This window comes from Paenarthrobacter sp. TRD_SC_7, assembly GCF_056156245.1.
In genome coordinates this window covers 3,725,513-3,749,166 of sequence record NZ_CM149587.1, presented here as the reverse complement: position 1 = coordinate 3,749,166, position 23,654 = coordinate 3,725,513, and the positions used below count along the sequence as shown (strand labels likewise).

18 protein-coding genes and 1 pseudogene are annotated in these 23,654 nt (G+C 59.9%); 8 read left to right on the top strand and 11 right to left on the bottom strand.

Translation table 11 applies throughout. The annotated features are described in order from the left end of the window. Positions 1 to 83: 83 nt before the first annotated feature. Both AC0J5Z_RS17835 and AC0J5Z_RS17830 read right to left on the bottom strand, forming a co-directional pair. The gene (locus AC0J5Z_RS17835) at positions 84 to 662 is read right to left on the bottom strand and encodes a hypothetical protein (protein ID WP_475034947.1); all 579 of its coding nucleotides are present in this window, start codon (positions 660 to 662) and stop codon (positions 84 to 86) included. A gap of 140 nt (positions 663 to 802) precedes the next feature. Beyond that, positions 803 to 1,135: a hypothetical protein gene (locus AC0J5Z_RS17830; RefSeq protein WP_475034944.1), complete on the bottom strand. Its 333-nt coding sequence runs from the start codon at positions 1,133 to 1,135 to the stop codon at positions 803 to 805. A 365-nt stretch (positions 1,136 to 1,500) separates the two neighbouring features. Between AC0J5Z_RS17830 and AC0J5Z_RS17825 the strand changes: the two genes are divergently transcribed. The 3 genes from AC0J5Z_RS17825 to AC0J5Z_RS17815 all read left to right on the top strand — a co-directional run bounded on the left by AC0J5Z_RS17825 (position 1,501) and on the right by AC0J5Z_RS17815 (position 5,532). Continuing rightward, a complete protein-coding gene (locus AC0J5Z_RS17825) occupies positions 1,501 to 4,560 on the top strand; it encodes a DEAD/DEAH box helicase (protein ID WP_475039772.1) in 3,060 nt (1,019 codons plus the stop codon). 360 nt (positions 4,561 to 4,920) lie between these two features. Further along, positions 4,921 to 5,133 (top strand): hypothetical protein, encoded by a 213-nt coding sequence (locus tag AC0J5Z_RS17820; RefSeq protein WP_475034942.1) that lies wholly within the window; start codon positions 4,921 to 4,923, stop codon positions 5,131 to 5,133. 54 nt (positions 5,134 to 5,187) lie between these two features. Further along, positions 5,188 to 5,532 (top strand): dihydrofolate reductase family protein, encoded by a 345-nt coding sequence (locus AC0J5Z_RS17815; protein ID WP_475034940.1) that lies wholly within the window; start codon positions 5,188 to 5,190, stop codon positions 5,530 to 5,532. Here AC0J5Z_RS17815 and AC0J5Z_RS17810 read toward each other — a convergent pair. After that, positions 5,428 to 6,321: an alpha/beta fold hydrolase gene (locus tag AC0J5Z_RS17810; RefSeq protein ID WP_475034939.1), complete on the bottom strand. Its 894-nt coding sequence runs from the start codon at positions 6,319 to 6,321 to the stop codon at positions 5,428 to 5,430. The two genes, AC0J5Z_RS17815 and AC0J5Z_RS17810, sit on opposite strands and share 105 nt — an antisense overlap. Before the next feature lie 541 nt (positions 6,322 to 6,862). On the opposite strand from AC0J5Z_RS17810, the gene AC0J5Z_RS17805 reads away from it, so the two are divergent. Then, entirely contained in the window at positions 6,863 to 8,254 is a 1,392-nt protein-coding gene (locus AC0J5Z_RS17805) for an APC family permease (RefSeq protein ID WP_475034937.1), read from the top strand. 119 nt (positions 8,255 to 8,373) lie between these two features. Here AC0J5Z_RS17805 and AC0J5Z_RS17800 read toward each other — a convergent pair whose 3' ends face one another. The 7 genes and pseudogenes from AC0J5Z_RS17800 to AC0J5Z_RS17770 all read right to left on the bottom strand — a co-directional run bounded on the left by AC0J5Z_RS17800 (position 8,374) and on the right by AC0J5Z_RS17770 (position 16,725). Then, positions 8,374 to 9,246 carry an SDR family NAD(P)-dependent oxidoreductase gene (locus tag AC0J5Z_RS17800; protein WP_475034935.1) on the bottom strand — a complete coding sequence of 291 codons (873 nt, stop codon included), beginning with the start codon at positions 9,244 to 9,246 and terminating at the stop codon, positions 8,374 to 8,376. Positions 9,247 to 9,313: 67 nt separating this feature from the next. After that, positions 9,314 to 9,678: pseudogene (locus tag AC0J5Z_RS17795) on the bottom strand (TfoX/Sxy family protein). A 154-nt stretch (positions 9,679 to 9,832) separates the two neighbouring features. Next, a complete protein-coding gene (locus AC0J5Z_RS17790; protein ID WP_475034933.1) occupies positions 9,833 to 9,976 on the bottom strand; it encodes a hypothetical protein in 144 nt (47 codons plus the stop codon). 33 nt (positions 9,977 to 10,009) lie between these two features. Next, positions 10,010 to 11,290, bottom strand: a complete 1,281-nt coding sequence (locus AC0J5Z_RS17785; protein WP_475034932.1) for a Wadjet anti-phage system protein JetD domain-containing protein — start codon at positions 11,288 to 11,290, stop codon at positions 10,010 to 10,012. Continuing rightward, complete coding sequence (locus tag AC0J5Z_RS17780; protein ID WP_475034928.1) at positions 11,280 to 14,696, bottom strand: ATP-binding protein; 3,417 nt, start codon at positions 14,694 to 14,696, stop codon at positions 11,280 to 11,282. The genes AC0J5Z_RS17785 and AC0J5Z_RS17780 overlap by 11 nt, the downstream gene beginning before the upstream one ends. A 2-nt stretch (positions 14,697 to 14,698) precedes the next feature. Beyond that, positions 14,699 to 15,286, bottom strand: a complete 588-nt coding sequence (locus tag AC0J5Z_RS17775; protein ID WP_475034926.1) for a DUF4194 domain-containing protein — start codon at positions 15,284 to 15,286, stop codon at positions 14,699 to 14,701. After that, positions 15,283 to 16,725 carry a DUF3375 domain-containing protein gene (locus tag AC0J5Z_RS17770; protein WP_475034923.1) on the bottom strand — a complete coding sequence of 481 codons (1,443 nt, stop codon included), beginning with the start codon at positions 16,723 to 16,725 and terminating at the stop codon, positions 15,283 to 15,285. The genes AC0J5Z_RS17775 and AC0J5Z_RS17770 overlap by 4 nt, the downstream gene beginning before the upstream one ends. A 303-nt stretch (positions 16,726 to 17,028) precedes the next feature. Here AC0J5Z_RS17770 and cspE point away from each other — a divergent pair, with 303 nt between their 5' ends. The 4 genes from cspE (at position 17,029) to AC0J5Z_RS17750 (ending at position 23,076) form a co-directional block, all read left to right on the top strand. Next, positions 17,029 to 17,232, top strand: coding sequence for a transcription antiterminator/RNA stability regulator CspE (cspE, locus tag AC0J5Z_RS17765; protein WP_011773907.1), 204 nt, complete (start codon positions 17,029 to 17,031; stop codon positions 17,230 to 17,232). Between the two features lie 388 nt (positions 17,233 to 17,620). Then, positions 17,621 to 20,179, top strand: coding sequence for a helix-turn-helix transcriptional regulator (locus AC0J5Z_RS17760; RefSeq protein ID WP_475034921.1), 2,559 nt, complete (start codon positions 17,621 to 17,623; stop codon positions 20,177 to 20,179). A gap of 21 nt (positions 20,180 to 20,200) precedes the next feature. Beyond that, entirely contained in the window at positions 20,201 to 21,460 is a 1,260-nt protein-coding gene (locus tag AC0J5Z_RS17755; protein ID WP_475034919.1) for an APC family permease, read from the top strand. 353 nt (positions 21,461 to 21,813) lie between these two features. Next, on the top strand, positions 21,814 to 23,076 hold the full coding sequence (locus AC0J5Z_RS17750; protein WP_475034915.1) for a plasmid pRiA4b ORF-3 family protein: 1,263 nt from the start codon (positions 21,814 to 21,816) through the stop codon (positions 23,074 to 23,076). 24 nt (positions 23,077 to 23,100) lie between these two features. Here the strand turns inward: AC0J5Z_RS17750 and AC0J5Z_RS17745 are convergent, their stop codons facing one another. Continuing rightward, on the bottom strand, positions 23,101 to 23,526 hold the full coding sequence (locus AC0J5Z_RS17745) for a hypothetical protein (protein WP_475034912.1): 426 nt from the start codon (positions 23,524 to 23,526) through the stop codon (positions 23,101 to 23,103). Positions 23,527 to 23,654 lie beyond the last annotated feature (128 nt).

The window sequence follows — 23,654 nt, the reverse complement described above, 5'->3', positions numbered from 1 at the left end:
CCACAAATGAACCGACCTGGTTGATCGACTTCCCCCAATGAAGGGGAGCCTACACAAAGGTGGAAGTGAGACAAGACCTTGACTTAGTCCATGGGATTGACTATGGACAGGACATGTGTCCCAAGATCTGCTGTGTAGATTTCGCTGGGCGGAGTGGACCCTCCAACGCCGAGCCACATGAACACAATTTCATCAACTTGAGCGACCAGACCGCACCCCTCCGGCTGCTTGAGGCACCATCCCTCCGTTTCACGGCCATTAATTCGTACCATCGTGGGGCGTGCGCTGGTCTGCTTCAGGGAATCCAGAAATTGCCTTTCGTTCGAAAGCACGAGCTGTTTGTGGCAGAACGAGGTCAACTCTCCGGCCAGGATGTTAGCGAGGCGGCCTGGATGGATGCGGGCTGAGCTATCAGACTTTAAAGTGACCAGGCACTCCGAGGCGGGCCCAAACGTTTGATTGTTAAGGGTGTTTTGAAAGTTTGTGACGACTGATTGGCCATCCGCCGTCGTTTGAGGTGATGAAACTGAAACTGGACTGATGCCTGCATTTGATGAGCTAGCAGCGTAGTTCCCAAACTGAATCGATGACGCCAGGGCCTGTTCGTGAACTGCGGCCCTGCGGTCGGTGAAGTTGTTGGGCAGCGGTTTAGGATTTCTCATGCAAAGATTCTCCATCCAGATGTGCGAATTGTGCGGGACTTTGGCTGCTGGAGCCTAGATCCAGCCTGTTGTACTGCGTCTGGCCGTGGAACGGAACGCCCCGAACTTCGCTTGAAGCGAGGGGCGTTCGTGCCTTATCGCTACACGTAGGAAATGGGATTCTGCGCCCGGTTCAGTTCCACCACTTTTCCTACCCGCGGATCACCTTCCTGGAGATCCCCGACCACTTCGAGGCGGTTTCCGTGCTTGATGAGACCGCGGATTTTAGCTATGGCAAGGATGGTGCCTGACGGATCAACGACTCGTACCTCATCTTCGTCAATGGCACGGCTTGCTTTCATGACCCAGCATCCTCGCCCGGCTTCCCAAGCATCTCGCTCGGACATGCCAGGAGTGGCTCCGACGGTTGTACGTCGCAGGGGATCCTCGGCGGGGTCGACTACACGTTGTTGAGCCAGTTTGATTTGAAGCATGGAGTTCCTTTCGGTAAACAAGGCTTCTAGATAACTAGACATCTTGTTGTCTTGTTATCAAGATACATGGATGGCGGCGAGTTGCAAGGGCCGTTCGAGAGTTGGTTGGAAATTCGATGCTCGCAGTCGAGTCGAGCGCGCACCGTCTCGCTGTCTCGCGTCTGAGGTTCGTGTTGACGACCGAGACTGCATCGGACTGGATGCTGCACCAGCGGTCGTATCTCGTGGCGCTGTTGGAATACGAGGTACCCACCCAATACCCTGGCGCAGTGGATACATTCAATGGGGGAACCGCAGGAAACAACCTTCTGGAAGGGCTGTACGAACTTCTTCACACAACAGAAGTCGCAGCCAACCTTGAACTGGTGCCGGAGCTCCAAGCGTCAGTGACCGAGGTCGACGAGAACGACACACCGGACATTCTCTCCCGGCACGTCGCAGATGCGGTTCGAAACGCACTCACGGACGCGAAGCCCGAAGATCGAGTTGCCCTGGCCAACCGCTTGCTCGCCGAGATACAAACGAACAATCAGATCACTCCGGGTCCCCGTCAGTTGCTCTCGCTGCATCGATCAGATGCATTGAAAAGACGACAGCTGAGACGCCCCAGCACGAAGCTCAGTGATTCGGCACTTCTCACCAATGGCAAGAAAGATCCCAACCTTGCAGCTGAACTTCGATCCGAAATTGAATCGGCAAACACAGTCGACCTGCTTTGCGCTTTCGTGCGGTGGACAGGACTGAGGCTCCTTCAGCCAGCGCTCGAACAGCTAAGAGAACGTGGCGTGAAGTTCAGGGTTATCACGACCACTTACATGGGAGCCACCGAACGTCGGGCCATCGACGAGCTCGTTCGTCGTTATGGCGCTGAAGTGAAGATCAGCTATGAAACCCAGGCAACCCGTCTGCACGCGAAAGCCTGGCTCTTTCGTCGGGATACCGGCTTTGACACAGCGTATGTTGGCAGTTCGAACCTGAGCCAAGCGGCGCTCCTGGACGGTCTTGAATGGAACGTTCGTCTGAGTTCGGTTGCGACGCCCGCGCTGCTGAAGAAGTTCGAGGTCACTTTCGACAGTTACTGGGAACAGCGCGCATTCCAGAGTTACGACCCTGATCGTGACGGCGCCAAACTGGATGCTGCGTTGGAACGCAACGGTGGTAAGCGGACGGCTGCTCCAGATGCAGTCACAGGCCTCGAAATTGTGCCATTTGTTCATCAAGAAGAAATGCTTGAAGACCTCGAAGCTGAGCGCTCAAAGGGATTCAACAAGAATCTCCTCGTCGCCGCCACCGGGACAGGTAAGACAGTCATCGCAGCGCTAGATTACAAGCGCCTCTGCGAAGCGGCGGGCAGGCCCTTAACCCTGCTCTTTGTGGCTCACCGACAAGAGATCCTGAAGCAATCCTTACGGACCTACCGAAACGTCATGCAGGATGGCGCCTTTGGTGAACTCTTTGTGGGTGATCACAGGCCCCAGCGGTGGACGCATCTTTTCGCTTCAGTACAGTCTCTTGCGACGCTTGGGGTCGACAAGTTTGAGGCCAAGAAGTTCGACGTCGTCGTCATCGACGAGTTCCACCATGCGCTGGCACCTACATATCGCCAACTACTCGACGTCCTGCAACCTCAGCAGCTCCTAGGTCTGACTGCTACGCCGGAACGCGGCGATGGTGGCAACGTTGCCAACGAATTCTTCGAGGGGCGAACGGCCAGCGAGCTACGTCTTTGGGACGCATTGGACGCCGACCTGCTGGTTCCGTTCCATTATTTCGGTGTCTCCGATGATGTCGATCTCAGCCACGTGGAGTGGAAGCGTGGTAACTACGACACCTCGCAACTCGACCGGCTGTACACGGGCAATGATGCCCGCGCCGCGAAGGTCATTCGGGAACTTCGGGACAAGGTCGTCGGCACTGAACACATGCGCGCCATCGGCTTCTGCGTTTCAGTCCAGCACGCCCACTACATGTCGAAGGTGTTCAACGACGCCGGCATCCCGTCCGTTGCGGTTGACGGCGGCACGCATGAAGCGGAGCGTACTGGCGCTTTGGAACAGCTTCGCAATCGAGAGACCAACTGTATTTTCGCCGTGGACATTTTCAATGAGGGCCTTGACGTTCCCGAAGTGGACACCATCCTCATGCTGCGGCCTACGCAAAGCGCCACAGTCTTCCTGCAGCAGTTGGGTCGTGGGCTGAGGCGAGCGGACGACAAGGCGGTACTAACGGTCTTGGATTTCATTGGGCAACAGCGACGTGAATTCCGATTCGATCTCCGTTATAGAGCACTTACCGGTTATGGACGAAAGCAACTCGAAAAGGCAGTCGAGGAAGAATTCCCGTATCTTCCGTCTGGGTCCCAGATTGTGCTGGATCGTGTGGCGCAGAAAGTCGTGTTGGACAACATCAAAGCCCAGCTGCGCTTCAATCGGAATCAGTTGATCAGTGACGTAGCCTCCTATGGTGAAGTCGATCTGGCCGCATACTTGCGCGAATCAGGCAACGACCTGAAGACGATCTATCGCTCGACCCGTGACTCATGGACTGGCTACCTTCGCCAAGCTCAGCTCATTGAGGGATTCTCTGGTCTTGAGTCAGTGCTCAAAGGTGTACACCGCGATCGTTCAAGTGCCGGCGAAAAGAAGCTCCTTGGCCGGATGGCTGCTCTCATCCACGTCGACGATCCGGAGCGGGCAGAAGCGTATTCCATGCTCGTGGATGCCGACGCACCCCGCTACGCAGAGCTGGGCCCCCGAGAGCAGACGTTCGCACGGATGTTGTTCTACACGCTTTGGGACGACGGCGGGGGCTTCAAGACATACGACGACGGTCTCGACCACCTGCGCAACTACGGGTTTGTGTGCAGCGAGATCCGGCAGATCGTTCGCCTTGGGGTGGCATCCTCAAAGCATTCGGCTAAGGGCTTGGGTGCGGGGCTTCAACACATCCCACTATCGACTCACGCCACCTATCGCCGTGAGGAAGTTCTTGCCGCCCTTCAGTATGGCTCGCTGGAACAAGGGAGGAACGTGCAGCATCGTGAGGGCGTGGCCTGGTGCCCTGCAACAGCAACAGACGCTTTCTTCGTCACGCTTAATAAGGACGATCGGAAGCACTCGGCAACCACCATGTACAAGGATTACGCGATCAGCCCAGAGCTATTCCACTGGGAGTCGCAAAATGCCACATCGCCGACGAGTCCAACTGGGAAACGTTACCTGGACCGCCGAACTCATGGGTCGCACATCCTGCTGTTCACTCGTAATACCGCCGACGACGAAACTGGCCTCACGGTTCCGTACATGTGCCTTGGCCCTGTCGATTACGTCGAGCACACGGGCGAGAAGCCCATTGCAATCACGTGGAGGCTCCACCGTCGGATGCCCGTCGACATTTACGCGACGGCGGCAGCCGTGGCTCGCTAGGCAGTTGTCCCTGCCCGAAGTCAGGCAGCTCATCACCCGCCTCCGGGCATTGGTTTCGCCTTGACGGCCTGACCGTGGACGAGCCTGAGTGGGTTGTCATTCACTTTCGGCCTCGCTTGGGCCGGCGTGGGCTTGGTGTACCTGGCCTTCCTGACTCGCGGTTCCGGAAGCCAGCGCCGCAGTTGGAACTGGAGGAAGTCTAGAGGCGCTGATCGCCGGACCTTTGGTGAGGTCACAGCGGCACGTGGGGTCGCCGTCGTCCATGCTCTCCGTTGACCGTTGCTTCGTAGGGCATCCTGTTGAAGCCTCAGAGTGATCCCGTCGCCGGGGTGACGACGGGCAGACGAGAAGGAGCCCCGCATGGGACTCATCCACATCAACCTGCTCACCACGCTCGACGGCGTCGCGCAAGCTCCGGGCGGACCCGAAGAGGACCCGGCCGATGGTTTCGGTATTGGCGGCTGGCAGGCGCCTCTGTTCGACGACGCGGTCGGCCAACAGTTCGAATCCGGGATGGTGGGAATGGACGTGCTGCTTCTTGGGCGCCGTACCCACGACATCTTTGCGGGTTAATGGCCGCACCAGAACGGCGGCATAACACAGCTGTTCAACCGCATCCCGAAATACGTGGCCTCGCGTCAGGCGCTGAACCTTGAGTGGGATGGCTCGCCTCAGCTCCGTCCTGATGTGGTGGCTGCCCTGTACGAACTGCGCGACAAGCATGAGCACATCCACGTCATCGGCAGTCTCGACTTCGTGCAGATCCTGTTCGCCGAGCGGCTCTTCGATCGGCTCACGTTTTGGGTGCATCCGATCCTCCTCGGTGGCGGGAAGAAGGTCTTCGCCGACGGGGTGGTTCCGACGAACCTACAACTCATCGAGCCGGTGGTCGCCTCGCCGAAGGGTGCAGTGGTGCAGCGCTACGCCCTGGTTGAGGGGACGCCTGGGGTGGGGGATATGTCGGCGCAATAAACCTTCTTCGCCCGGCTCAGTCGGTGGGGTTGTCTTCTCCGCGCGGTTCCCGTGTTCCTTCAGAACAGCAGCGAGCCGATAGGGTTCGATCCGGTGCGGGGGATCGAAGTGGTGACGATCCTCAAACACCTCCACGCGATAATCCTGGACCACCCTGGACAGTCGACCGGCGATGTCCCCGTACTGGTCCGGGTTGCTCAGCCCTCCGAGCATGAACAGGACTGGTGTTGAGAAGGCGCTGAGTTGCTCGCGGTCCAGGTGGTACTTCTCGAAATCACGCAGGAACGCTCGAATTCCCGCAGGTCGCTTGGCCATCCACGGCGGCGGGTCGCCGGCCGGCGGAGGCGGAAGGACGACGTCGGGCCTTACTGCCAGCCTTGTGAAGGCCTCCATGAACTGCTTTGGCGGCAGCGAGTCGAGCTCTTCAATCCGCTTCCAGAATCGGGAGTGTGCTTTGCTCCAATCCCAGTCTCCCGCCCAGGCAGGTTCCAGAACGGTCAGGCTAAGGAGGCGCTCGGGGTGCTTGGCGGCGAAGGCGAGGGCTGCAGCCCCGCCACCCGAGTAGCCGACAAGGTGGAACGTGTCCCATTGTTTGGCGTCTGCTTCGCGGAGGACTCCATCGACCTCTGTATCAAGGGACCAACCGGGTGGCGGCTCGTCGGCCTCGTAGAGGTCCAGGTCCTTCGCAAACGCGTCGACGTCAGGGCCCAGCGCTTTTATGAGGTCGGTGTAGGCGGGCGCAGCAGGAAGGACGCTGCCTGGAAGGAAGAACGCGCGGATTGCTCCCATGGGTGAACCATACGCTTGGGGAGGGGCTAGGGGGAGAGGCCTGCTAAGGCCCCGTCGTCGACGTTTCCGCGTGCCCGTGAAGGTGCATGCCGCGGCGGCCGAAATCGCGGAGGTGGATGTTGTGGCCGCCGGTACCCGCGAGCAGAGGGTTACAGGCAAGACGGGCCGCGGGAGATGGGAGACTCTCGCGGGTGTGGGCGTTTGTTGCGGTAGTCCGGCCCGCCTTGCCGACTTCCAGTGGCCAGCACCAGCCAGTAGGCGGGGGCGTGGCTGCCGTTTCCTGGGATGATTTCGCTTCAACGTTGCCTGGTCTCTCACCACCCACGGTCGTGGGCAGGTGCGCGAGATCATCATGTCGGTGTCGTTGGCCAAAGTCGCGGTGCGCACCGTCACATATTGACTGTGATCCGGCTCACCGCTTTAATAAACGAACGCCATTCATTTATGACTTATGCCGGATTCTCCTCCCCGGTTCGCGAAGGGCTGGCGATCCCAGCTCGGCCGAGTTCCCCAGCTCCCCGTCATTAGCCTTAGGATCCCCATGACTCCCACGTTCGATACTGATACACCGGCAGGCGAGAGGCCTGTGGGGCCAACATCTGCTCAGTCTCCAGCTCAGGGCTGGCGCCGCGTTCTCGGCGTTCCGTCTCTGGTGTTGCTGGGCTTGGTCTACATGGTGCCGCTGACGATCTTCAGCACCTACGGCATCGTCGTTGAGTTGACGGGCGGGCGTCTCTCGGCCGCCTATGCCGTGACGCTGGTGGTCATGCTCTTCACCGCGCGCTCGTACGGCCGGATGGCGCAAGCCTTCCCGTTCGGGGGATCGGCCTACACCTACGCGACACGATCGTTTGGACCCGGTCTTGGCTTTATGGCTGGATGGTCCCTGCTGCTGGACTACCTGTTGCTGCCGATGATCAACTACCTGCTGATCGGCATCTACATGAATGCGGCCTTCCCAGCCATACCGGCGTGGGTTTTCATGATCGTCTCAATCCTGGCCGTGACCGTTCTGAACATCTTGGGTATCACCGCGATTGCCAAGGCCAACTTCGTGGTCGTAGGGCTCCAAGCGCTCTTCATCGTGCTGTTCGTGGCGCTGGGACTGTCATCTATTACTGGTGCCGGCAACCTCGACTTGATGGCCCCGTTTACCGGCGTCAGTGGGGCCGAGGGCGTCTCGCCGATTCTGGCTGGCTCCGCGATTTTGTGCCTGTCCTACCTGGGTTTCGACGCCGTTTCCACCTTCGCTGAGGAGACCAAGGATCCGAAACGCAACCTGCCCAAGGCCATCATGCTGACCACCGTGCTGGCCGGCGTGATCTTCCTTGGACTCGCGTACATCAGCCACCTTGTACTGCCGGTCAGCACATTCAATGATGTGGATGCAGCGGCCATCGAAGTTATTGGCGCAGCCGGCGGAAATCTACTGGTCGCCTTCTTCACCGCCGCATACATTGCAGGAAGTCTTGGATCGGCGCTGACGTCTCAGGCGTCTGTTTCGCGAATCATTCACTCGATGGGTCGTAGTGGTGTGTTCCCTGCTGCATTAGGTCGGCTCCACGCTCGATTCCGCACACCCGTGCTTCCGATTCTTTTGACGTCAGCCGTTTCATTTCTGGCCTTCGTGCTGGATCTCCTGACAATCTCGTCGCTGATTAGCTTTGGGGCGCTGGTCGCGTTCTCTGTGGTCAACCTGGCCGTGATCAAGCACTACTTCATCGATGAGAAAGCCCGTGGAACCCGCGGGGTAGTTCACAACCTCGTACTGCCGGGCATTGGCTTTGCCTTGACAGCCTGGTTGTGGACGAGCCTGAGTGGGTTGTCGTTCACGTTCGGGCTCGCTTGGGCGGGCGTCGGGTTGATCTATCTTGCCTTACTGACCCGCGGGTTCCGGAAGCCGGCGCCGCAGTTGGAGCTGGAGGAAGTCTAGAGGACGCTGCTTTCGCCGGACGTTCGGTGGGCTCACCTGCAAAAGGTGGGGTCGCCGTCGTCGATGTTCTCCATTGGCGGATGTTTCGAAGGGCATCCTCTACGGCGACAATGCCCATGTCACAAGATTTTCGACAGCCGCGTGCACTCTTCCCACAGTCGCTTCCGGGCGGCGGGATCAGAGCCCATGCCCGGCGTGGGCAGTTCCTTGCGCTTCGCCCAGAGCTTGCCGGAAACCGCCGCAATTTCTGGCGAGGTGGCCAACCAGACGGGTGTGTCGGCTGCTTTCTCTGCGGACTTGCCGAAGGTGTTTGTCACCCAGCGGAACGGCCCCCCAACGTCCTGCAGAAGACCCGTGTGCTTGACGAGGCCCGGATGCACTGCGTTGGCGACCACGTTTGATCCACGAAGGCGCTCCGCGAATTCTTGTGTCAACAGGACCCGGCCAAGCATTGTTGGCGGGGTTGAGCGCAGGTAGCTGTAGCTGCCTTTCGCGGTTTGCAGGTCGTCGAAATCAATCTTGGTCATTGAGGGCCCGCCCGAATACTTGGAGGCGATGTTTACGATCCGCGATGGCTGCGCCTCATCCCTGATCGCGCCCCGCTTGAGCGCATCAAGGAGCAGATTCGTAAGAAGGAAGTAACCCATCACGTTGGTAGCGAACGTGAGCTCGAGGCCATCCGCGGTCACGTGGCGTTCCTTGCGGAAAACGCCGGCCGCGTTGACGAGTACGTGCAGCTCATCGTGGCGGGAAAGGAACTCCTCACCCGCCGCGCGGATTGACGCCTGGCTTGAGAGATCGCAGGCAAGGGGTTCCAGGATCGCGTGCGGGGCGGCCGCCCGGATGTCGCGCATAGCCTCTTCTGCCCGAGCTTCTGTCCGTCCAACCACGACGACGGTGGCTCCTTCACTTGCCATTGCTGTGGCGATGGCCTTCGCAAGACCACCTGTAGCGCCGGTTACGAGCGCTGTTCGTCCATTCATCGAAGCCATGGCTTGATCTCAGCACGAAACGGCGGGTTTCGCGAGGGGCCGGCAACGCTGGTTGGGCGAGCAGTTGTTACTTCTTGGACGGACGCGACTTTGGCGCCTTCGGCGGTAACGAGGCCACATGGTCAAAGGCTTTGGCCACCCAGGGCTCGGCCTTATCAGCGTCATCGTTCCAAGCTTCGGGAAGACCTGTGTATCCGCCCATAGGACGTTCTTCAGGGCCGAACGGTTGAGTTTGATGATCAGCCTCGAGCTCAGCTTTGTCAGCCTCGGAAAGGCGGACGCCGATGGTGGGGCCGAACAGACCAGCAAACATGTTGCCATTCACGAAGGCGCCAAGATTGCCGAACATCGGCTTGACGATGACATCCGGGTGATCGGGCAGCACCGAACGGAAGCGTTCCTTATCGGCGTCCGAGGGCTGGGCATCTGCATTTGGTTGTCCTCCTACCTTAGTGACGGCATTCACGTCCGGACCCAAGGCTTTGATGACCGTGCCTTTATGCCGGCTCTGCCAAAGAACGCTGCCAAAAGAAGGAAGGCCCGGAAGCTGCCATGGATGAACTTTACGCTGGGGTGCGCCGATCATCTATAAGGCGGGGAGCCCGGACAGAGTTTCGAGTTCGTCGCAGGCTTCAGGCACGTCAATGGTCGCCATCATGGCGTCGAACACTTGGGGAGCCATGAAGGTGACATCACGGCTTGCCGTTTGACTGCTTTCAGCGTTTGTCATCAAGAACCTCCGGCACTAACTCTACGTAACAGCTCACTGTTCAACCCTTAGCCTATCCAGCGCCCACTCCCACCTAACCAGCTCCTGCTCCAGCCGTACCCCATCCCCATACGAGCCCGACTGCAGACCCTCGTAGACGCGAGCCTCGCCAGATGTCAGCCGCCCCAACACAGCCTTTGAAGGCGACGCCTCCACACCCCACGCATCCCGATGCGCAAGCAGGGTTTCCTCGTCCATCAGTACGCTCAACACGTGCGGATGGACTGACCGCAATTGGTCCAGAATGCGGAAGCCATGGGTGTCCAGGTCACCCCAGTACAGAACCTCACAGTCCTGCAGCCACGCCGCATCCCGGAGGGATGAGAAGCCGTAGCCGGCGCCGAAAATTGCCAGCGTGTCTGCCCGATCTGGGAGGGCCAGGAAGTTCACGAGGTTCTCGGTGATGATCACTGTGCTCACCGGAAGTCTCAGCGACTCGAACGCGGAGGCCGTCACCGTAATGTCCCGGGCGTCACCCAGCAACGGGATCCCTGAATCCAATACGCGGAATCGGACCTGCTCCGGCTGGTGGAGGAAGCCGTGGCGCTCCGCGAACCGTGCGGCGGGTGTTCGCGCGATCGGTCGTCCCAGCAAGGACTCATCAACAACCGGAGAATCGACCACCTTAAGCAGCTCGTCGTCAGGCGCCGCGCCGTCGGCCAGATCCGAACCTTCCGATGGCCCCAACACCCCCGCCATCTCATCAATTGTCCGTCGGCGCGACTCGATGAACTTCGTGTGAACCCCAGACAGGCTCAACTGCCGCACATAAACACCGGGGGAGGGGTTGTCGCGCAGCCACATTGCCACTCGTGCAGCAGTCAATGCCGCGTCGCCCAGCTCCAACAGCGCAAGTGGCCTCTTCAAAGCCCACCCCGTAAGAGCGGGATCAAGAGCTACAAGCGAAGAAGTGAGAGAACTGAAGCGCTCCAACTCCCGCGACTTACCAATGAACGCAACCTCGTCCTCCACCGAATCAAACATGGCCACGGCGGGAAGCTGGTTGGATCCGATAGTGGTGCGGCCGACGTCGACCGTTTCCAGACTGTACCGCCCTGCCGCGGCGAACAGTTCGGCAGCCCATTCGCGGGCGGCAGCGTAGTGGTCCCGCAGTTCCGTTGCGGAGGGTCGCTTCAACGCGCGACGCCGGGGATACAAGTCAGTCGGTTCCAGAGCCTCGCGCAGCAGTTGACCACGGTCCCATGCGGTTGCAGACAGCGACCGCAACCCTGCCAACGTCGTCCAGCGATGAGCAGGAGCAGACTTAGCCGGCACGCTTCTCCCGTTCCTCGCGATACTCGGTGATGGTCATGTTGCGCAATTGAGAGTCGTTGCCGTTGGTGTTGGCGACGAAGCCCACGTGTGCCACAAACGGCTCGATGACGTTGATCTTCTGAAGTGGTGTGACGATCAGCAACTGCAGTTTCATCCGCTGGAAGAGTTCCATCCCGTAACGGGCGGACTCGTCAGAGCCACGACCAAACGCTTCGTCGATCACCACAAACCGGAAGCTCCTCCCCTTGGCAGGAACGCCTGCGCTGGAGCGTGAGGCGCCTCTAACCGAAGCCAATCCAAACTGGAAAGCCAAGGCAGCAGCAAGGATCGTATAGGCGAGCTTCTCTTTCTGTCCGCCGGACTTGCCGCCCGAATCCGTGAAGTGCTCAAATTCCTCGCCGGTCTCGGTCCACTTTTCCGATGCCGAGAACGTAAACCAGTTCCGCACGTCCGTTACCTTGGCCGTCCATCGCTCGTCCAAGGTGGTGAACCCTTCACGGCCACGGAAACGCTCGATCAGCCGTTCCACCTGCAGGTACTTCTGCTCCGAGTACTGATCATCATCGCCAATGGTGCCCTCGGAACAAGCCCTCAGGTCGATCCCGAACTGCCGCACATCCAAGTCCGTGGAATTCTGATGCTCCAGTTGAATGTGCCTGCCTGGGTTGTACTCGATCTCCGCCAAGGACAGGTTGATCTCGCTGATCCGGTTCACGATGTCCTGCCGGCGGCTGTCCAGGAATGCGTTGAAGGCCACCACTTCATGGATGGTGTTCTGCGTCAGCGAATCCTTGAAGCGGGCCTCGAACCTGGGAAGGTCATCACGCTCCAGCTGTTCGAGGAGCCGGTTGAACTCCTCTGCAGCCTCCAGCGTCGCGTCGATGTCTGTGGTCTCGTTTGGATAATTGTTCCGGAAGTCGGCCATGAGCCTGACCGTAGAGGCCGCGGCCGTCGCGATCTTTTTGGTCAACGCATCAATCGTTCCGGTCAGCCCGGAACGGACAGAACTCTCCGTAGAAACTGTATTCCGGTAGGTGAGCGACTTTTCACCGAGTGCCTTGGCGGTGAGCCGTGCTACGGCAGCCAGTACGTCGCCGTCGTCCGTTATCGGTTGTTCGTGCAAGGTCAGGCGACATTCCTCGATCACCGCTGCGATGTCCCTGGCGTCCTTGTCGTTGGCCCCAATTCGCTCGCGGACCTTGTCAGAGCGCTCCTGAAGCTTCTCGATCCTGGCAGCGATCTCGGACTCCTTGACCGTCAGCTGTTGCAGCACGCTGCTCGCCTGCTGGAGTTGCAGCTTCTCATCCTTGAGCTCTTGGACGCGGCGAGCGGTCACTTGCCAGCTGATCTCCGAGAACTCGGTCACGGATCCAACATTGCCCAGCAAGCGGTTCAGCCGGGCAGCGTCACCCAGCGACGCGTCCACCTTCGCCAGTTGCGTCCCGACGCTGCGATGCTTGCCATCAACGTCGTCCCGCTCAGCCCGAATCCGCACGATCTTCTCGTGGTTGTCCCAGCCCAGAACAAACGTGCGCCGGTCCGTCAGGCCCGTGCGGTCGTCCTTCTCATGCCTTCCCCGCGAGCCCTTCAACTGACCATTAACCGTCAGCGCCTTGGGATGCCGGCGGAAGTCCTCCATGGTGTCGCAGCAGACGTAATCGAACCTGGTGCTGAGTTCATCCAGCAGGAAATCGCGGAACGGCGTGCCCTGCTTAATTGCGATCTTCGCGCCCAGCGTCCCGGGTGTTGGAGGCCGTTGCGGGTACGAGTCACCGATCCGTCGGTACACCAGCTTGCCCTTGAGATCATTCGCGTCAACCCATGAGCTCACCGCGGCATAGTGCTCAGCGGAGACCAGCAGCTGGAGCGCAAAGCTCCTCAGCGTGCGTTCAGCCGCGCCTTCCCACTCGGCCTCGCCGTCGCGGACGCGCAACAATTCGGCAGAGTAGGGGAGCACCGACTCCGCGATGCCCGTGCCCTCACAAATACGACGCCGGAGCTCCAACTGCGGACGAGCCAACAGAGTCTGTCGGGAGCCAAGGCTGGCCAGTTCGGCGTCGAGGTCCTCCCTGCGCGCGGCCAGCTCCCTCAGCTCCGAATGCAGAGCCGTTCGCCGGTCTTGCAGCTCCTCACCCTGGGCGGCGAGGTTCTGCTCAACCTGGCTCAAGCGTTGCCGGTTAGCATCGAACAGCACTCGGTCTTCGGGAGTGTCCAATCCAAGTTCGACGGCGGCACTCGTGTACTGCTCGAAGCGCTTGCGTTGCGTTTGGGACGCCTCATCAAGTTGCGCCACTTCAGCGTCGATGGCAGAAAGCCTGCCGCCACCGCTGGTCCGGATGTCCTCTTGCACGATCGCGAGTTCGTGCCGCAGACGGGCAATGTCAGAGCTCAGCTGGGTGCTGTCCTCGCGAAGCTTCTGCCCTGTTCGCTCCAACTCATCCTGATGTTCCAGGCTCAGTGTCAGCTGTTGGTCTGTGAACCAGGAATGCAGCTGATCGCGTTGTTGGCGGGCTTGGCCTTCCTCCGCGCTGAGCTTCTGATGCGTGGCCGCGCCCTCTCGGATCGGCTTCAGCAGCTCGATCTGGTCCTTCGCCCGGACCACGGCTTCGTGTGCCTTCTTGAGATCGTCAAAGTGGCCGATCAGCTTGCTGATCCTCGCTTCGACGTCATCGTCTTCCAGCATGTTGGTCCGGACGAAATGGGTGATGTTCTCCACTTGCTTCATCGAGACCGTGCGGTGGAACAGCTCCATGGCCTGATTGCCGCTGATGCCAAAGTGTCGCTTGAACGCCGCTGCATACGGATCGAAGGTGTCGTGAACGGTGACGCCCTCCGCGCGTAGCTTCTTCTTCAGCTTCGCGGGATCCTGACCGAAGTTGGAGAAGTCCTCAGCGATCGACTGCTCCTTCTCGGCCAAAGAGTAGAACCGTGTTGGCTGCCCGGCTTCCTGCATCGTCCAGAGGGTAATAGCCAGTGTCACGGTCTTCTGGAGCACAGCGTTGTGAAAGACGCCGAGAACCACTGACAACGTTCCCGGCGCCCGCAGCGCCACGGGCTTGGAGTACTCGCCACCGGTGCTCCGGGTGCTCTTGTGGAAGCCCCTCACATAGGACATTAGTGTGCGTTCCCGCTTTTGCGCGCCTGCGGCCTTGTTGTACTCGATGCGATTGGCCGGCAGAAGGAGCGTCGTGATCGCGTCCACCACAGTTGACTTCCCTGAACCGATATCGCCGGTCAGCAGGCTGTTGGCGCCATCCAAACGGAAGGTCCGCACCCCGCCGTGGAACGTGCCCCAGTTGAGCAGTTCCAAACGCTGAAGTCGGAACCCGGGCGGCAGGCCGCCGTCGTGCGCCTTTTCTGTGGTGTCTTCGATGCTGAACAGCGTGTCCTGGATGTCAGTGGTCATGGTCACTTGCTTCCGGTGAGGGAGTCACGATAGTCAGCCAACCGCGCGTCGAACTCTTCCAGCCACTGCGCGTCGACGTAAGCCTTCAAAATGCGCATCACCTCATACGCTTCCGTTTCGCCCTTCAATCTCCGGAGGAAACCGAGCTCCACAACCTTCTTGATGTTGGTCCCCAATCGGTCCAGGATCCGGGCCTCATTGCTGGACTCGGGCAGGAAAACTGAGACCATGTCCTTGATTTCGGCCTCGGACATGATGAGACGGAGCTCGCTGCTGTTGGTGTCGAACTCCAGCATCCGCTTCCGGAGGAGGGCGAGCAGCAGGCTGACATCGAACGTGAGTTGCCTTCGGGGGATGAGCCGCGGGAGCGTGCCCTCAGGATCCTCGCGCGACTTCAGAAAGGCGTAGCCCTCCGACTCGTCCAGGATCAGGTTGAGGCCCAGCACGGCAACGTAATCCCTGACCTGGGACGTGAGCGTGATCAGCGACTGCCAGATCTTATGGTCAGCCTCCGCGTACACCACGCCCTTGAAGAGCCTGGTCACGACAGCGGGCAGTTCCTCGGGGGTGCTTGCTGTTTCGGTTGTCATACCGGCCTCACGAAGATGATCTGGTCAATGGTTGCCTCTTTTAGCGTGCCATCCGGGAGCTGCCACTGGAGGTTCTGGGTTGTTTCCGCATCGATAGTGGCCCAGTCCGAATCGACCGCCAGCTGGTAATACTGCACCAGCTCCGCGAGCCCCTGGGTCAATGGATGTGCGGCGGTGATGTCTGCGAGCGTTGCCTGGTCCGCTTGTTCAAGGACGTCGTCGATGTTCGACTTCAGACGCTCCCTGTCCACGTGGAATTGGCTGAACAGCGCGCTCGCATCCAGGTCCTGATCATCCGCGGTGACCACCTCGTCCATCACCATCACGCGGCTGCCAGGCTCGTAAAGCGGCCGTTCGAACGGCAAGGCGACGTCCACCGACGGTGTATCGATGTCCATTGAAACGCTCGACGGCGGGTGGTCGCGTGTGTCCAGTGCAGTCGCCTCGACGCTTCGGATCAGTTGCATGATGCGTTTGTTCTCAAGGAAGACCTTGTCATCCAAAAGCCTGCGCATCTGTTGGGAGAGTTGCCGCACTGTGCTCTGTGTCTGCTCAACCGCAGGCAACCAGTCCTGGTGAAGGTTGGTGATGGAGTTGAGGTTGTCCGCTTGCGACAACGCCTCGATCTGAGTGGCTCGCTGGAGAAGGTCGTTCAGCTCGTTCCGCAGCTGGGGCGACATGAGGTAGTCCCAGAAGCCCTGGAACGTGCGGCCTTGGAGGGAACTGCCTATGTCCTGCTGATTTGCGAAGATCGTGTCCAGCAGTTCGCCCTGGCTGCCGTCCCACGTGGCGATCTGCTCGCGGACTTGGCGGTCCAATTTCCGGAAGTTCTGTTCGACCTCCCGGAAATCGGAGAGCAAGTCCTTGGCCAGCGCCGTGAGCTGCTGGAAATGATCCAGAGCCTCGGGGCCGCTCATGACCTTGACGTCGCCGGCACGGATCCGCTGCATCTCATTGTCTATCTGGTCCCTTTGCTGCTGCAGCTCGGCAAGCCGTACCTCTGGGTCGGTCTCCGATTGCTGCACTAGGGTTTTCAGGACCGCGAAGATGCTGGTGAGCCTGGATTGCGTGGCCACGAACTCACGGCCCCTAAGGGTCTCCACCCACCTGACGACGTCCTCTGCCGCGGCTGTGAGATCGTAGTGGGGCTCGTCCTCTCCGGGAACATAGTACTTGCGCAGCCAGGCTCGCTCCGGTGCTGCCCAGTCGTCAAGATACTCTGATGCGCTGCGGGGGAACCTGTCCTCGCCGAAGGATTCCCGGACGCCGAACAATGTGTCGTCCAAAGTATCAATCAGTTGCTGGCGGCCGACGTTGCGTTGGTTGGGGTCTGTGAAAGCTGCCATGAAGAAGTCCAGTGCCAGCGGGGCGTTCTGGGCGCGGAGGAGAGCCCAACCTGCGTGGTTCTCACGCAGCGCGTTGATGGCGTAGAAGTCCATGTGATCTCTCGACGGTCCGGGTCTGTACCGGCTTGCTGCCGGTCTCCTCATTCACAGGCTAAGGCAGATCACGGACACTTTTTGAGTCTTCCGATCAACACCGGATGGATAAATATTTCCCAGCACTAGCTATCTGCTCAGATGTATGTAGACTTGACGGTGTTGTTGTGTTTGGCATTTGGTAGTTCAGGCAGTCCCCACGATCCTTCCGGATCGTGACTTTCTGAAGTAACTGTGGAGAACACCCCACACCCGGAGACCCGAAAGTCGGGACAATCTCCACCTTCAGTAAGGACTGAAAAAATGGCTACAGGTACCGTGAAATGGTTCAACTCCGAAAAGGGCTTCGGCTTCATCTCTCCTGAAGATGGCAGCCAGGACGTTTTCGCTCACTACTCTGCGATCAACTCCTCGGGCTACCGCTCCCTCGAAGAGAACCAGAAGGTTTCCTTCGACGTCGAGCAGGGCCCCAAGGGTCCCCAGGCAGTAAACATCCAGGCTATCTAGTCTTCGGATAACTCAAAAACAGGGCCGGTCACTGACCGGCCCTGTTTTTTGTCTGCCCTTAGATAGAACATATCTTCTATGGCTGCTTCTGGTCGTAGAACATATATCCACATAGTGAATTACACCCATGTAATTCACTTCCAGTTCTCCGTAGCGTGGGAAGTAATCCACCCGCAGAGCTGAAGGAGCGTGCCATGGATCGCCCAATATTCGAACAGCCCCACCACCTAGACGCATCGTGCCAGTACCTAGTTTCGCCCAAATCACCACCTAGACTGCCCCAAATCGGTCTGTGCAAGGCCGTTTTGCCACCTAGTCCCGTTTTCAAGATCTAGCCTGCGAAGTGAGCCGCATGTCGGGCATCCACAAAAACAGAAGGCTAGGTCGCGTGTTCGATTCAGAGGTTCAGCGAATCCTCGACTTTGTTGCCCGCGGCATTGGTGTCAGGGTTGTTGGCGCACCGGGTAGTGGTAAGACGTCGGTAGTACGCAGCGTCATGAGCCAATTGGAGAAGACCGGAGTTTCCGTGCACTTCATCAGCGGACTCCGTACACACCGCACCATCCCGTACTCGGCCATCAAAGGGCTCGGACTGGAAATGAGGCCCGGCCGCAGCGGAGTCTTCGATATCGCTGATGTGTTCTCGAGCCAGCTGGCCAAGGCCGGCAAACATCTGCTGGTTGTTGACGATCTCCACCTGGTGGATAGCGAATCCTTGGCAGTACTGGAAGCTGTGAGGCGGAGATCCGATTGTCCTATGGTGGCCACGGCCCCGGAAACATGGGCTTTCTCCAGAGGCCAGTTGGCCGTGCTCAACAACGGCAGGGAAGCCCATCTGCAATTGGACCCACTCCATTACGAGCAGGTCCACCTACTCATCGCCCAGGTTCTTGGTGCCCCCGCAGACGCAGACACAACTGCCCGTATCCTTACCAAGTCAGCGGGAAACCCGCGGCTCATCGTACGGATCGCCGAGACCGCCTCGTTGAGCAACCTCTTGGTCATGAAGGACAAACAGTGGTGCATGACGGCCGACACCCTATGGAACGAACACCTTCGCGGCACACTTGAGGCGCTCCTGGCCGAACTGAATGCTGAGGAGTTCACGGCGCTGCACATCATGGCGATTCTCGGTACGGCACGGGTTGATGTCCTCCACAAAGTCATCCAGCCGGATGCCTTGGAAGGCTTGGAGCGCAGAGGATTCCTGTCTGTCCTGGCAGACCACCACAACGGCTCAATAGCGGCAATAAGTCCGCCCGTCATCGCTGACTACTTCCGAGGGAACAGGAAGCTCCGGGACCGCAAACTGCTCCGCAGCAAGATCGCTGGCGTCCTTGAAGCTGCCCCTCAGCTGGCCCCGGAGAAGCACACCACGGCGGACTGCCTCTCCCGCGTGCTTTCATCTCTTCGTCTGGAGAAGGGCGACGACGACGCCATTACTTCCAGGCACTTCCACGACCACAACGCGGACCGGGAACGCATCCGCTTCGAACGCTGGCAAGCCAACAAGTCAGCGGCCAATGCCGCAACCCTCCTCCGCATCTACTGGGGTGCTCCTGTGAATGTGGAGCGTGCCAGTCTTGTCTGCGCCGAAACAACAGACTACGACGCCGATCCCAGGGACCGCCTGTTTGTTACCATCACTGAGGCCATGCTTGCGATCCACACGGGCCGCGGGCCAGGTGCCGCCGTCGACATCCTCCAAAAGTTCGCCGGGGACAATCCACAGCTGGTACCTGAAGTAGAGGATGCCATTCTGTTTATCAGTGCTTCCCACGACAGGGTTCCAGCTGATGCCACTGAGGAGCCTGATGCTTTGGGGAGCCAAGGATCGGGAATGGGGATGTTGGTCCATGGGTTGCTGGAGCTGTACCGCTTCAAACCAGCTGCAGCTTTGGAAGCCGTCGACGGCGCAGGCGATGATGATGCTTTCTCCCATCTTCGGCCGTTCATACGCGGCTTCGCCCTCTTCGCCGCCGGACACGTAGAGGACTCGTTGGTCTTCGCCCTGGACTGGCGGGCAGAAGCGCGCAAGAATCTGGACCAGTTCGGCGTGGTCACCAGCAGCTATGTGGCCGCGCACGGCCTGCTCTACCGAGGACACTTTGAAGAGGCCGAGTACCTCATGAGCAGTGTCTTTGCGATGGGCCGGCCGGGGTTCGTCGTCGACTCGCTATACGACGCCATGCTCAGGCTGGCTGGGCTCAGGCACGCGACAACTGCCATATTGCCGACGCTTTCCATAGCCGCACAGGCGCGGACAGAGGTGCCCGACGTCGGCCCGATACCCGGCATTGGCAAGGGAGCTTACGAGCTCATCGCTCATTACAACGCCCAACCTGCAGCGTTCGACCGCAAAGCTACCAAACTCATCAGGCGACAGTTGAAAAGCGGTTACGTCCTCGAGGCCATGATGACAGCGCTGCTTTGTACGTGCCTTTGCCCGGGCCGACCAGTTCTGGACCTACTGCAGAGAGTCCTGCGCGAGAGTGGCATCTCTGTCCATGACCAGTTCATTGCCATTGCCACCGCGGTGGTTGAAGGTGACCATAAGCTGCTGGGACTGCTTCTTAAGCACTACGAACCTGACATCGACACGTACCAGGTGGGAATGCTGCTCCGCGGAGCCCTCAAGCGCCACGTGATCGACGGTGATGCGGCCGCAGCTGACGCCTTGGCGCAAGCTTCGTCCATCTTCGCTGTCCGCTTCCCATCGGCCAACGAGCAGCTCTCTTTCAATTCCTTCAGGACTACGCCTCTGACAGAACGGGAGATCGAGGTCGCCGTACTAGCCGGACACCGCACCAACGTGGAAATCGCGGAACATCTCGGCATCAGCGCGAGGACGGTTGAAAACCACATCTCCAACGCGCTGCGGAAGACTGGTGCAACATCCCGCAATAGTCTTTTCATGCTGGTGGGGAATTCACTTCCGCCGCGCTGACCCGGGATAGGCTGGATATTCGTGAGCAACTCTCCGGCTTTGGCTCGCCGACTAGGCACCTTCGATGCATCGCTGATTGGTTTGGGGTCGATGATCGGTGCGGGTGTGTTCGCGGCGTTCACGCCAGCCGCTGCGGCCGCAGGATCAGGGTTGTTGATCGGGTTGGTGGTGGCCGCCTTTGTTGCCTTCTGCAACGCGACCTCGTCTGCCCAACTAGCTGCCTCCTATCCAACCTCCGGCGGGACGTACATCTACGGTCGCGAACGGCTCGGCCCTTGGTCCGGGTTCCTGGCAGGATGGGGATTCGTCATCGGCAAAACGGCGAGTGCCGCTGCCATGGCGATGACCTTTGCGGCCTATGCCGCACCGCAGGGTTGGGAGCGCCCGGTGGCGATTGCCGCCGTCGTGATTCTGACCGCTGTGAATTATCACGGGGTGACCCGCACCGCCGGGCTGACGCGCGTGCTGGTGCTCGCCGTACTGGCTGCCTTGGCGATCGCCGTCACAGCAGTTTGGGGTGGCTCGGGGCCTGACTTTGCGGGCTTTGTGGGCGAGGGGCTGCTGGCACATGGCTGGTACGGCATCCTGCAATCGGCAGGGCTGCTGTTCTTCGCGTTTGCCGGGTACGCAAGGATCGCGACGATGGGTGAGGAAGTGCGTGAGCCCAAGCGCACCATACCCCGCGCGATCAGCATTGCATTGGGGATCACCATCGTCATCTACGCCGTCATAGCGGTCACTTTGCTGGCGGCGCTCGGCCCCGACGGCGTGGCCGCTACGGCGACCCCCTTGGCCGACGCGGTAGGTGCGGGCACCTTGGCCTGGGCGTCGCCCGTGGTTCGAGTCGGCGCCGCTGTTGCCTCACTTGGGGCGTTGTTGGCACTCGTCGCAGGGCTTGGCCGGACGAGCCTGGCCATGGCGCGCGAACACGACCTGCCGCACTGGCTCTCTGCTGTGCATCCCCGCTATAAGGTCCCGCATCGCGCGGAGATCACGCTAGCTGTGGTGATCTGCCTGATCATCGCAGTGGCCGATCTTCGCGGGGCAATCGGCTTCTCATCGTTCGGAGTGCTGCTCTACTACTTAGTGGCCAACATCGCTGCCTACACTCAGCCGTCGGAAGACCGCCGCTACCCGCAGTTCGTGCAGGTGGCAGGCGCACTAGCCTGCGTGGTTCTTGTTGTGACGCTTCCGCCGATTTCCGTTGGGGCGGGCGTGCTGGTGTTTGCTGTGGGCATTGCCTACCGCCTGGTACGTTTGCGGCTTCAGTCCCGCAGCTGAAGTTTCCGGCTGGGCACGGCCCCACCTTGGGGGTATTCGGGTGGAGCCGTGCCGCAGTGCCTCCTACACCTGGAGCGAGTGGGGAACCCGCCGGACAACGGGTATCCCGCCCCGGAGGCACACAAAGAGACTATGGCCGGCAAACGGCCTCTAGGTGTTCGAATCCTCAAACTAGGTGGTCCCGAGACAGGTATTTGGGGGCAAGTTCATCAAAAATAGGTGCTGTGCGGCAGCGTCTAGGTGGTGGACCGGCGTCGAGCGTTCCTAGGTTCAACCCCTGTCCGTAGTGGTAGTAGTCCGAACCAAGGACACATGACGCGAAACCTTCCGGTCGCACTGGCAGAATGGCCGGTATGGAATCACCCACCACCGTTCCAGCCGTTGAGTTGCGCATTTCAATAAGTGAGACTGAACCGCTCATCTGGCGGCAACTCGTCCTCCCCGAAACCGCCACAGTCGCTGAGCTGCACGGTGCCATCCAGAGCGCATTCGGATGGAAGGACGCCCATCTCTACGCCGTTGCCGGCCATGACCGCGCGGGCAAGAAACGCGTCATCATGGGAGTCGACGACGGCGACGGTCCAGACGGTACCGAAGTAGGGGCTGACGTGCGGCTAGTTGAGCTTTTTGACCCGCACTCGCCAGGGCTCTCGAACCTTGAGTACGACTACGACTTCGGGGACAACTGGACCCACGAGATCGAAGTTGTTGGACCTGCCGTGCTCCACGAGAACACCATCGCTTGCCTTGACGGTGCGATGCGGGGACCGATTGAGGATTCCGGGGGAGTGGGTGGGTATGCCAACGTGGTTGCCGTTGTGTCCAACCCCAAGCATCCAGAGCACAGGGAAGCCGTGGAATGGCTCGAGTTCGTGACGCAGGAGAGTGTGTCCAAGTTCGACCCGGCTGCTTTCGATATTACTGCCTTGAACGATCAACTGCGACTGTTGGCTCGTCGGCTGTGGCCGGGGGACGTCAGCGAAGAGGACGTAGTGTTCGTCTTGGGGCCCGCCCTTTGGTTCCTTAACCAGGCGGACCCAGATGGGTTGCCGCTGACATCGGCGGGCTATCTCAAACCGATCGTGGTTAAGCGAGCAATGACAGAACTCGGGTGGATCGAACCTTGGAACACTAACGTCTCCACAGAAAGTCACGCAGCACCTGTCCGCATCGTGCGCGAACGGCTCCAAGACTGGAAACTCCTTCGCAAGAGCAAGGACAGGCTGCTCCTAACACCGGCAGCCAGAAAGCTCATAAACAGGCCCGCGATGCTCTGGCATTACATCGCTGACCGATTGGCGTCACCCGGGCACCAGGGCGTGAAGATCGCGACTCAGCTGAGAGTGCACTGGGACTTATCGGCAAGCCAACCGCCCCGCAAAATCGTGGATGATGTGGTTCAGCTCGCGCTCCACGAACACGGTCTGCGAACCGCGAAGGGTGCCGATATTCCACTGGACTGGGCACGTGGCTTGAGGATCGATGTCCATCAAAGCTTGCTCTGTCTGAGGCTTTGGGGCTCGACAAAATGGGGTTCGGATGAGCTGGGACTATCCGACGCCGGCGTCAAGTTCCTCCTCGACGTGCAGAGCCGCTGGGACGGCCGCAGCGTCTAAGGCTGCGGCCGCTCCCGCCGACGGCTACTTCTCGCAGCCGATCCCATCCTTGTCGTTATCCAGTCCGTAAATGTCGGACCCTGTGACTGTCACTGGCCCTCTCACGTAAGCCGGACCGTTGCCGCTACCACCGGCGCAGTCCACATCGGAGGCAATGGGTACGCATCCGGAGTAGTTGGGGTCGCAACCGCTCTGGGCAGGAGGGGCAGCCGGAGCTACTTTCGGCTGGACTTGGGCGGCAGCGGCGTCCGCAGCTGCCGCCCAAGTCCAGCCGAAAGTAGCTCCGGCTTGAATGGCTGCCGCCGCTTTATCTGCAGCGGCCTTGTCCGCCGCGGCTTTATCTGCAGCCGCCTTGTCGGCCGCTGCTTTATCTGCAGCTGCCTTTGCCGCCGCTTCCGCTGTTCGCTGATCGGACAACTTCTTGGCGCTCGCAGAGTCCAGCCACGTCAATTTGCCGGCCTGGTCGACGGCGCAAACGAAAGTCTCACCCGCAGAAGTCTGCGTCGCCTTCTCAGTTGTGCAGACCGTGCCAGCGACTTTGCTGGGTGTAGGAGAAGGTGTTGCGGAAGGAGTTGCCT

Excerpts from the sequence above, each read along its gene's own strand:
- AC0J5Z_RS17835 (WP_475034947.1), bottom strand. The coding sequence starts at position 662 with ATGAGAAATCCTAAACCGCTGCCCAACAACTTCACCGACCGCAGGGCC.
- AC0J5Z_RS17830 (WP_475034944.1), bottom strand. The coding sequence starts at position 1,135 with ATGCTTCAAATCAAACTGGCTCAACAACGTGTAGTCGACCCCGCCGAG.
- AC0J5Z_RS17820 (WP_475034942.1), top strand. The coding sequence starts at position 4,921 with ATGGGACTCATCCACATCAACCTGCTCACCACGCTCGACGGCGTCGCG.
- AC0J5Z_RS17810 (WP_475034939.1), bottom strand. The coding sequence starts at position 6,321 with ATGGGAGCAATCCGCGCGTTCTTCCTTCCAGGCAGCGTCCTTCCTGCT.
- AC0J5Z_RS17805 (WP_475034937.1), top strand. The coding sequence starts at position 6,863 with ATGACTCCCACGTTCGATACTGATACACCGGCAGGCGAGAGGCCTGTG.
- AC0J5Z_RS17800 (WP_475034935.1), bottom strand. The coding sequence starts at position 9,246 with ATGGCTTCGATGAATGGACGAACAGCGCTCGTAACCGGCGCTACAGGT.
- AC0J5Z_RS17790 (WP_475034933.1), bottom strand. The coding sequence starts at position 9,976 with ATGACAAACGCTGAAAGCAGTCAAACGGCAAGCCGTGATGTCACCTTC.
- AC0J5Z_RS17780 (WP_475034928.1), bottom strand. The coding sequence starts at position 14,696 with ATGACCACTGACATCCAGGACACGCTGTTCAGCATCGAAGACACCACA.
- AC0J5Z_RS17775 (WP_475034926.1), bottom strand. The coding sequence starts at position 15,286 with ATGACAACCGAAACAGCAAGCACCCCCGAGGAACTGCCCGCTGTCGTG.
- AC0J5Z_RS17770 (WP_475034923.1), bottom strand. The coding sequence starts at position 16,725 with ATGGACTTCTACGCCATCAACGCGCTGCGTGAGAACCACGCAGGTTGG.
- cspE (WP_011773907.1), top strand. The coding sequence starts at position 17,029 with ATGGCTACAGGTACCGTGAAATGGTTCAACTCCGAAAAGGGCTTCGGC.
- AC0J5Z_RS17750 (WP_475034915.1), top strand. The coding sequence starts at position 21,814 with ATGGAATCACCCACCACCGTTCCAGCCGTTGAGTTGCGCATTTCAATA.